Origin of the sequence: Pricia sp. (genome assembly GCF_041745955.1) — a bacterium.
GTDB lineage: Bacteria > Bacteroidota > Bacteroidia > Flavobacteriales > Flavobacteriaceae > Pricia.
On the sequence record NZ_JBGTHY010000476.1, the window covers coordinates 1 to 9,447 of the forward strand.

Genomic DNA, 9,447 nt, shown 5'->3' on the forward strand with positions numbered 1-9,447 from the left:
CGGTAATTCCGCGATAGCGGTCTCTACGATCGTTTTACTTTTTTTTGTACATATCGGTAAATTTTAAGTTGACCATAAATTTAGGGAATATCGTATCTTCAACGTGCAAAGCTTCCGACCTTAGGGAGGATTCGTTCAACAAAACCTATGGCAAATAGGGCGGTAAGTCCTATTCCCATTGGATTGTACTTGTTTACTAGCACCGTCAAATCTTTTGATTTCGCATTTAAGAAAAAAAGATAAACACAAAATACAAAAGCTTTGCCTAAGGGCTTCGCGGAAAGTTCATTGCTTATCACCCGCCCTACTTGTCATAGCCCGGGCGTTGTAGCACATTTGAGAAAAAAAATCCCTAATGAAAAATATATTCCTAATTCTGATTTTAATATTGTTTTCCTGCAAAAGTAAAAACGTCGGAAAAGAAACGTATAAACCAAAATTTGAACTCGGAATAGATGTGAGTGCAAAAATTTCGAAAATTGACTCAATCGAAAATTATTACTTAATATTTATTGAAAACGAAAAAGAATTTTATAAAATAGTTTCTAATAAAAATCAACCGAAATATCACAACGGAATAAAAGTAAAAAGTGGAGAAAATTATGAGTTTAAATTACAACCGGTTACTAACAGAGGAGCACCAAGCACAAATGAAAAATTTCCTAGACCAGTAAACTATTTGGATATAACTGTATGTAGGAACTTTGATAAAACAGAAATTTGCACAGAATCTTCTTATGATTTAGCAACAGCCAGCAATCTAAAAGGACTTTATTTGAGAAAGGAATAAAAACGTGCTACAATGTGTATAAGCAATGGCTTGTCCTCGCCTACTTGGAAATCCTGCGGAATTTCCAATGGCAAGTACCTGTTTGCAATTGTCCGGGGAGTGTAATTTAAACTCTGTCCGGTCTCTCAGCCCCTCCGGGGGGTACCCCCCGGAGGGGCTGTGCTCAAATCGAGTGGCATCCGGCCCTCAAATTTAATAAATAATTGTTGGGCCGTCGTGGCCCAGTTCTGCAATGGCGAGGTCCATTTCTTCTTGATGTTCATGGTCGCCAGATAGATCAGCTTCATAAGGGCCATGTCGCTGGTGAACGCGCCCTTGGTCTTGGTCACCTTCCGCACCTGCCTGTGGAATCCCTCTACGGCGTTCGTGGTGTATATGATCTTCCTGATGGGGGCGGAATATGCGAAGTAGCTCGATAGGTTCTCCCAGTTGTCGTTCCAGCTCTGGACGACCACCGGGTACTTCTTGCCCCATTTTTCCTCCAGGTTCAGAAGTTCGTCCTCGGCCTCCTCCTTGCCGTTGGCACGGTAGACCATTTTAAGGTCGCGCATGAACTCCTTTTGGTCTTTGGAAGCCACGTATTTGAGCGAGTTGCGTATCTGGTGCACTATGCACAGCTGCACGTCGGTCTTCGGGAATATGCTCAGGATGGCATCGGTGAACCCTTTCAGGTTGTCCGTACAGGCTATCAGTATGTCCTTGAGCCCACGGTTGTTCAGGTCGGTGAGCACTTGCAGCCAGAAGTTGGCCCCCTCGCTCTCCGAAATGTACATGCCCAGTACGTCCTTATGGCCGTTCCTGTCGATCCCCAATATGTTGTAGATCGCTTTGTGGCGGACCTTGCCGTCCTCCTTGACCTTGTAGTGCATGGCGTCCAGCCAGACGATGCAGTACATCGCGTCCAACGGCCTTCGCTGCCATGCCTTGATATCGGGTATAATCCGATCGGTGATCTCGGTCAGGACGCTGTGCGAGATCTCGGTGTCGTACATCTCCTTGATGTGGGCACAGATGTCCCGATAGCTCATCCCAAGCCCGTAAAGGCCTATTATCTTGTCGGCGAGGTTGTCCGCAAGTATGGTCTGGCGCTTTTTTACGATCTCGGGGTCGAAGCTGCTCTGGCGGTCCTGGGGCGTTTTTATGTCAAAGGTGCCGACCCCCGTTTTGAGGGTCTTACTGCCCTTGCCGTTGCGCTTGTTGCCCTTGGAACGCTCTTCCTTGTCGAGATGGCCTTCCATCTCCGCTTCCAGGGCCTTGTCCAGAAAGTTCTGGAGCAAGGGTGCAAAAGCACCGTCCTTGCCGAACAGGCTTTTTCCGGTCGTAAATTGTTCAAGTGCCTTTTTTTCGATGTTGTCTAATTCTTCCTGTGTCATTTTAAATCTCTGTTTGAATGTTAATATAAAAAATCATTCAGACAGAGTTTAAATTACACCCTCATTGTCCGTGACGAACCACGCCACTGCTCATACACGAAACGTTGTAAAACATTTGTAGTAACATCTAAACAAGCAAAAAACTATTCTCAAATTCATCTTGTGTAAGCGGAAATAAGATAAAAATCCTGAAAATATTGAGGATTTTAAACTTTATGAAAATAAGTGGTTTAATATAAAATTAGACAGTAAAATTATTATAACTAATAACCGAAATTTTTTTGAAGTTCTTTTTTAATCATATCAAATTCTTTTTCAAAACAGGTCTTATTTTGTTTTCACTATTGACTTTAGTGAATTGTAAACAACGAGAAGGTTCGGACCAACTTAATTTACGAGGTGATTGGTATATAACCGATAATACCATTACCGATAAATTTGACTATCAGGAGATATATTTTGACGACAATGTGTTTTATATTTTTCAACCCTCCAATTATTCAATCAACTATGCAGAGAACTATAAATTTGATGGTAAGTATTTCTATATTTTAGATGGTAAAGCGCAGGATACTTTAAAAAAATTTACAGTTAAAATGCATGATTACAAACTTGAGTTAAAAGGTGAGAAGGGTCTGATTGAATACTCTCGAATAAAAAATGGAAATAAACTATCTCATTATGTTCAGAAAAAGATTCCCAAAAAGGACTTCGAAAAAGATTTCACAGAAAGAATGATAAAAAGTGGAAGAGGTGACAAATTTCTTCTTCCTAATAATTGACTTTTCTATCATTGAAAACGTTTTACAACAAAACCTCGCAATGCGGGTGTAAGTGCATTATCCATTGGTCTGGGCGTGCTGCGCGGCACCGCAAAATCTTTTGGATTTCGCTTTTACGCGGGACAGGATAAAACCAAAACAAAAAGATTTTTGCTATAGCGTGGCGGAAAGGCAGGTGCGTTCCGGCCCCGCACTGCGCGAGCCGAGACGTTATAAAAGCGGTAAAAGGTGATGCAAAAAAATCCCACGTTAAATTAGACTTTCAAAAACCTCAAATCGTTAATCTTCAACGGCCGTTAATTGACCCTCTGAAATAGTCAATTTCACACCAAAAAATAAGATTTCAAAAAATCTTCTAAATAACACCATTGTCTGACGATTTTTGTTGTTCCTTAAAGAGAGCGTTATATAGATTTTACCCTGCCATTGGTATTCTTTTTAAAGGGATGTTTTTTACCGGGAACAATATCTTCTCAACGACATAGAAGAAAAAAAATCCACTCCTACTGTAATTTTTCGTCCGCACTTCGCAACTTATAGGTAAACAAAAGGTCATGAAAACAAAAAAAAGGGTTCTCGGAATTTCAGCACCGCTACAATATCTATTTTTCTGCAACGGAACCGATTTCAACGGGATAGTTGCCCTAGGAACGGGCCAGGTCCATAATTCCATAAAATGGTGATATGGGGATGAGCAAGGAAGAATTTCTGGTTGCGGTCTACAAGAACCAAGGTCTGCTGCATAAGATTTGCGCCATCTACAGGGATTCCAAAGAGGATCGTGAAGACCTGTTCCAGGAAATCGTCTACCAGCTTTGGAGGTCCTATCCCCAATTTAAAGGGCGTTCAAAGTTCGGCACGTGGATGTACCGTATCGGTCTGAACACCGCCATGGCCAGCTTTCGAAAGCGAAAGATTAAAACGGTTGCAACAGAACGACTGCCGGAACCATCCCGGGCCGAAAATGATGAGAATCCCAACAGGGAAAAGCTCTTCAGGGCCATAGGACAGTTGGATGATGCAGAAAAGGCCATTGTCTCGTTGTACCTTGACGGGTTCGACATCACCGAGATTGCCAAAGTGATGGGCATCCGCAAGAACAATCTGGCGGTAAGGCTCAATAGGATAAAGAACAGATTAAGAACAATTTTAAACCAATAGACATGGAAATTGACGAACTAAGATTGGAATATCAAAACGGCGGTAAGAACAAAAGTATGGACGCCCTTAGGAAAATGGGCATGGTCAACGGACACCCGGTACTCAAAAGGATGAGGCTGCAACTAGTTCTGGAGACCATACTATGGTCGCTATTTCTATCGGTCTATTATACCGGTTTCGACGGCGACCAAAAGCCCTTGTTATGGAACGTGGCCCTCGTCGCGTCCGTTATGCTGCTCGTACTGCACAACCTGCTCGGCTACCGTCTTGTGCAGTCCCCAATAAACGGGCCGAACCTGTCGGAATCGTTGGGGCGATATGTATATAGGATAAAAAGATATGCCATTATTTCCATAGCGGCCAGGGTGATTGCGATAATGGCCATACTTGCATTCTTCGCATCCTCCGTCGACTGGAACTGGACAAAAATTTTTGTGTGGAGCATATTTGTATCGGTGTTGATTTCCGTCCAGATATTCTTCCTGTGGAAAATATGGAAAGGAAGAATCGGAAAGATTGAGAACCAGATCGGTTCCTTGGAAGTGGAAAACGGTATAGATTGAGAAATATGCCATTTAAAGGAATTGAAACGTTTACAAGCTGCATGGTAATACATAGTAAGCTTTTATGACACTATTGATTTTTCTTCTTAATCCTTAATTGGTGAATAACCCCTGGTCTACTTAACCCCATATTTATTTAGACTTTCTAAAACACGGGTTTCGTTTACGTTTGAGGGCCGTTTAATGAACTTTATAGATTTCATGGAGTTTTCGTGATGAAATCGGAAGATATTGGGGGTGGTCGTGTATAATTCTAGATTCGGATATTTTGGACTAATTCCGTGCTTTCCAGATCCTGAAATTAAATATCGTTCCAAAGCTAAATATATCCATGGCCTTAGCCCTTCCGGGGATATCATTGGCCAAAGCGATGTTTTCGATAGCAACGAATTATTATTTAGATTTATTATAAATAATTTGGCAGAGACAAAAGCAGCATTTACATTTGTCGAAATCTTTTATTTATATAAAGTCTAAATAAAATTAATGAAATATCCTATCACTATCCTACTCTTCTCTGTCCTGTCCGCTATCGGATTTGCGCAGAACGTCACCGTGAAAGGAAAGGTAACCGACAATTCCCAAACCCCTCTGTTAGGTGTGAACGTGCTACTGAACAACTCATCCAAGGGAACACAGACCGACGAAAACGGATATTTCGCGCTTGCCGGTCTGGAAACTGGAGCCCATGCGCTGACCATTTCCTATTTAGGTTTTAAGACCCGCGAGATACCTTTCTCCGTTTCGGGCGACCGGACCCTCGATTTAAATACGGTTATACTTTACGAAGGCAACGAAATCTTGGGCGAAGTCGTCGTGGAGGGCGAGCGGACCAATAAATTTTCCCGGAAAAAAACGGCGTACGTTGCCAAACTTGCTTTGAAGGATATCGAGAATACGCAAGTATACAGTACGATTACCACAGCTCTTTTGGAATCACAAGTGGTCACCAACTTTGACGATGCGCTCAAAAATGCGACCGGTGTCGAAAATCTTTGGGCATCTACCGGACGGGGAGGTGACGGTGCCGGCTATTATGCGCTGCGTGGATTTTCGGTCCAGCCCCAACTCGTCAACGGCCTGCCGGGATTGACCAATGGCACCATTAACCCTGCGAACATTGAACGTATCGAAGTCATCAAGGGGCCGTCGGCAACCCTCTTCGGCAATGCCGTCAGTTCATATGGCGGGCTGATAAATGTAGTCACCAAAAAACCGTATGTGGGCACGGGCGGCGAGCTATCCTTTACTTCGGGAACCTATGGGCTGAACCAGGTTACGGGGGATCTCAACCTTCCGCTCGATCGGCAAAAGGACATCTATTTCAGGTTGAATACTTCCTATTCTACCGAACGGAGCTTTCAGGATGCCGGCTTTCGGAAATCCTTTTTCGTGGCACCCTCGCTTTCCTACAAAGTGAACAACAGGCTATCCTTCTCGTTCTATGGGGAAATCACACAGGCCGAACAGACCAATCCCACCTTTTTGTTCCTGAACCGGAACGCCCCGACCGAATCCGATAATCTCGAAGAACTGGGCTACAACAACAAGATATCGTTCACGAGCAACGAGCTCACGCTTAAAAACCCGACACAGAACTATCGCCTTGAGATGGACTATAAGCTGTCCGACACTTGGCAATCGCAGACCTTGCTCTCCAAAAGTTCCACATCTACCAACGGGTATTATTCCTATTTGTTCGAGTATGGAATTTTGGGCGACGATGCCTTTACACGGTTTATCAGCAAGCAGAACGCCAATACCCAGACAACGGATATTCAGCAGAACTTTACCGGCGATTTTAAAATTGGGGGGCTGCGCAATAGAACCGTCGTTGGCCTTGACTATTTTAACGCCACCGAGACCAGCAACAATAGCGGCTATGCCTTTTACGGCAACGTTACCCCCGAAGGAGGCACGAGCGGCGATAACCCTTTTACAGAAGAAATCGAGGAAGATAGCTATCCGCTGTCCACCGCCGGGGTCGATGCGGCCTTGGCCTCACAGGCCATCGGAAACATCAAATCAAAATACCATATATACAGTCTCTATATTTCCGATGTGCTGAACCTGACCCAGAACGTTTTACTTATGGCCGGCCTTCGGTTGGACCGGTTCGATAACGAGGGCGACCTCTCGACCACCGAGGACGATTTTGACCAAGTGGCGCTTTCCCCAAAATTCGGACTGATGTACCAGCCCATCGTCGATAAATTGTCGGTATTCGCCAACTACCAGAACGGATTTACCAATATTGCCCCGCAGCTTGTAGGCAATCCCGAAGATGGCCCGCAACGCTTGCGCACCTTCGACCCCGAACAGGCGGACCAGATGGAATTCGGCATCAAGACCAATTTCTTTGAAAACCGATTGAACGCTTCCCTGAGTTACTATGACATCCGGGTCAAGAACCGCGTAATCGTAGATCCCGATTCCCCGTTCAACATGGTACAGGGCGGCGAAGTGGAAAGCAAAGGCCTTGAAGTGGAAGTGAACGCCAATCCGTCAAGGGGATTGAACATCCGGGCCGGCTATAGTAACAACGATAGCAAGACCACCAAATCGGACGACCCCCTTATCGTCAACAAAAGACCTTTGGAGGCCGGACCGAAAACGCTCTACAACTTTTGGGCGAACTATGAACTGCAACGGGGAAAACTGGACGGTTTCGGACTGGGCTTTGGCTTTAACGGTGCCAGCGAGCGTTTCGTAAAGAACTACAGCACGACCGGAAATTTCACGTTGCCCGGTTATACGGTCGCCAATGCCTCCGTTTTTTACCAAGCCAATAAATACCGGATCGCCCTAAAACTGAACAACGCCTTTAACAAGGAATACTATAAAGGCTGGACCACCATAAACCCGCAAATGCCAAGGGCCTTATTGGCCAATTTCACGTATTCATTTTAGAACAGCGGGCGAGGACCGGTTTTGAAACGGCACTTTACAATAGGCAACAGATGAAGTTTAGAAAAAGTATAATCACGATCCATAAGTTTTTAGGCCTGGCTACCGGTATCGTAGTGTTTATCGTTGCGGTTACCGGATGCTGTTGGGTGTTCAAGGAAGAGGTCGAAAGCCTTTATGACGGTTATAAAAAGGTAGTCCCGAAAAACGAACCCGTCTTAACGGCATCGGAAGCAAGGAATACGGCCAAAACGGTTTTTCCGGATCATGCCGTACACGGTACGGTCTTCAAAAAAGCGGGCGATGCCATCGAGGTCATTTTTTATGAGGCCGAACCCGAATTTTACCGAAGTGTTTTCCTGAATCCGTATTCCGGGGAAATCATCCAGATCGATGACCATCTTTCGGGATTCTTTTCTTTTGTCCTAAAAGGCCATATGCGACTGTGGCTTCCGAAAACTTTGGGCGAACAGGTCGTTGGCGTATCGGTATGGCTCTTTGTGCTGATCTTGGTTTCCGGCCTTATCCTATGGTTGCCCAAAAAGCGCCGGAACCTAAAACAGCGTTTAAAGTTCGACTGGAAATCGACCGACCGATGGAAACGCAAAAACTTTGATTTCCATTCCATAATCGGGTTCTATGTAGGTTCCCTCGCCCTGATACTCGCCCTGACAGGCTTGGTAATGTCGTACAACTGGTTTCAATATGCGGTCTACAGGACGGCCGGCGGGAAAAAGGAGGTCACATTTTCGATACCCGAAAATACCGACGGAACAGCCGTTCAAGGCGATAGCGTTTTGCCCATGGACCGGTTGATCCCCCAGCTCCGGAAAGCTTCCCCTAATGCCGAGAGCTTCGAACTGCACTACCCCTTCGACGAAACATCCAGTATCTATGTGGAGGTTTCCAATAGCGAAGGCCTGTATTACGATTCGGACTTTCGCTTTTTTGATCAAAATACTCTGGAGGAAATCAAGTCCGCCACCATATATGGCATGTACCGGGATACGAGCGTTGCGGACAAAATATTGCGTATGAACTACGACATCCATATCGGTGCCATCGGTGGAATCGCAGGAAAGATAATCGCTTTTCTGGTAAGCCTGTTGACGGCCAGCCTACCTATTACGGGAGTCCTATTATGGTATGGGCGCAGCTATAAAAAGAAAAATAAACGGGTTGCGGCAAAAACTTGAATTTGAACAAGGTAAGGCCTTCCTTTCCTTTCGAGGGAAACGCGGTGCAGGGGAAGATTCGAAAAACGGAGCCCCTACCCATAGGACCCTTTGTGGCAGGGCAAAGAATTTTAGGATTTACGCCCATATATCATTCAGGGGCTGTCCCGAAAACGGCCTTGGCCGTTTTTTGGGACTATACCAAGGTTATTCTTAAGTCGGTCGCAATTATGATCGGATTTTTACTTACACCATAATTGTAGGCCAGCTATAATGGGGGGCATGGAGCCCATCGGTGCGAAAACGTACGCTAAGGATGAAAAACCGGTTAATATCTCTTTGTGCCCAAAGATGGGATATGCTATAGGCCGATGATGTATCGTTACATGCTTCTAGTAACAGGGATATTTAAAGGCAATAAAAAACTATCTAAGCTTGAACTTTCCAGAGGTCTTCAATGTTTTGCGCTCGAAGACCGATTAAAATTGCCTCTTTTCAACATTGTCCATTGTTTCCATCGCCCGATAACTATCTATTCCGGCTCATTAAAATCGCCACAAAAATTTTTTCCAAATACTTCAGGTATGGAAGTGATTTAAACTTTTAGAGGTCAGTAGTTAAATTCATACTTTTGGATTCAATAAATATAGGCTTTATATGGATATTTTCAAGGGTCAAAACCTTCTAGAGTTCTCC

At 44.6% G+C, this 9,447-nt stretch carries 9 protein-coding genes; 8 read left to right on the forward strand and 1 reads right to left on the reverse strand.

The features are described from left to right. Nucleotides 1–355: 355 nt before the first annotated feature. Complete coding sequence (locus ACEW8S_RS16755; RefSeq protein WP_373519266.1) at nt 356–790, forward strand: hypothetical protein; 435 nt, start codon at nt 356–358, stop codon at nt 788–790. Nucleotides 791–915: 125 nt separating this feature from the next. On the opposite strand, the gene ACEW8S_RS16760 is transcribed toward ACEW8S_RS16755, so the two are convergent. Further along, complete coding sequence (locus tag ACEW8S_RS16760) at nt 916–2,163, reverse strand: IS256 family transposase (protein WP_373519267.1); 1,248 nt, start codon at nt 2,161–2,163, stop codon at nt 916–918. A gap of 332 nt (nt 2,164–2,495) precedes the next feature. Here ACEW8S_RS16760 and ACEW8S_RS16765 point away from each other — a divergent pair, with 332 nt between their 5' ends. From ACEW8S_RS16765 to ACEW8S_RS16795, 7 genes are all read left to right on the forward strand, one after another. Next, nucleotides 2,496–2,945, forward strand: a complete 450-nt coding sequence (locus ACEW8S_RS16765; protein ID WP_373519268.1) for a hypothetical protein — start codon at nt 2,496–2,498, stop codon at nt 2,943–2,945. Nucleotides 2,946–3,499: 554 nt separating this feature from the next. Next, on the forward strand, nt 3,500–3,628 hold the full coding sequence (locus ACEW8S_RS16770; RefSeq protein WP_373519269.1) for a hypothetical protein: 129 nt from the start codon (nt 3,500–3,502) through the stop codon (nt 3,626–3,628). A gap of 7 nt (nt 3,629–3,635) precedes the next feature. After that, the gene (locus ACEW8S_RS16775) at nt 3,636–4,106 is read left to right on the forward strand and encodes an RNA polymerase sigma factor (protein WP_373519270.1); all 471 of its coding nucleotides are present in this window, start codon (nt 3,636–3,638) and stop codon (nt 4,104–4,106) included. Nucleotides 4,107–4,108: 2 nt separating this feature from the next. Beyond that, entirely contained in the window at nt 4,109–4,669 is a 561-nt protein-coding gene (locus ACEW8S_RS16780; protein WP_373519271.1) for a hypothetical protein, read from the forward strand. A 486-nt stretch (nt 4,670–5,155) separates the two neighbouring features. Next, on the forward strand, nt 5,156–7,579 hold the full coding sequence (locus ACEW8S_RS16785) for a TonB-dependent siderophore receptor (RefSeq protein ID WP_373519272.1): 2,424 nt from the start codon (nt 5,156–5,158) through the stop codon (nt 7,577–7,579). 50 nt (nt 7,580–7,629) lie between these two features. Then, a complete protein-coding gene (locus ACEW8S_RS16790; protein WP_373519273.1) occupies nt 7,630–8,772 on the forward strand; it encodes a PepSY-associated TM helix domain-containing protein in 1,143 nt (380 codons plus the stop codon). Nucleotides 8,773–8,774: 2 nt separating this feature from the next. After that, nucleotides 8,775–9,008, forward strand: a complete 234-nt coding sequence (locus ACEW8S_RS16795) for a hypothetical protein (protein ID WP_373519274.1) — start codon at nt 8,775–8,777, stop codon at nt 9,006–9,008. Nucleotides 9,009–9,447: the final 439 nt, after the last annotated feature.

Excerpts from the sequence above, each read along its gene's own strand:
- ACEW8S_RS16755 (WP_373519266.1), top strand. The coding sequence starts at position 356 with ATGAAAAATATATTCCTAATTCTGATTTTAATATTGTTTTCCTGCAAA.
- ACEW8S_RS16760 (WP_373519267.1), bottom strand. The coding sequence starts at position 2,163 with ATGACACAGGAAGAATTAGACAACATCGAAAAAAAGGCACTTGAACAA.
- ACEW8S_RS16770 (WP_373519269.1), top strand. The coding sequence starts at position 3,500 with ATGAAAACAAAAAAAAGGGTTCTCGGAATTTCAGCACCGCTACAATAT.
- ACEW8S_RS16775 (WP_373519270.1), top strand. The coding sequence starts at position 3,636 with ATGAGCAAGGAAGAATTTCTGGTTGCGGTCTACAAGAACCAAGGTCTG.
- ACEW8S_RS16780 (WP_373519271.1), top strand. The coding sequence starts at position 4,109 with ATGGAAATTGACGAACTAAGATTGGAATATCAAAACGGCGGTAAGAAC.
- ACEW8S_RS16785 (WP_373519272.1), top strand. The coding sequence starts at position 5,156 with ATGAAATATCCTATCACTATCCTACTCTTCTCTGTCCTGTCCGCTATC.
- ACEW8S_RS16790 (WP_373519273.1), top strand. The coding sequence starts at position 7,630 with ATGAAGTTTAGAAAAAGTATAATCACGATCCATAAGTTTTTAGGCCTG.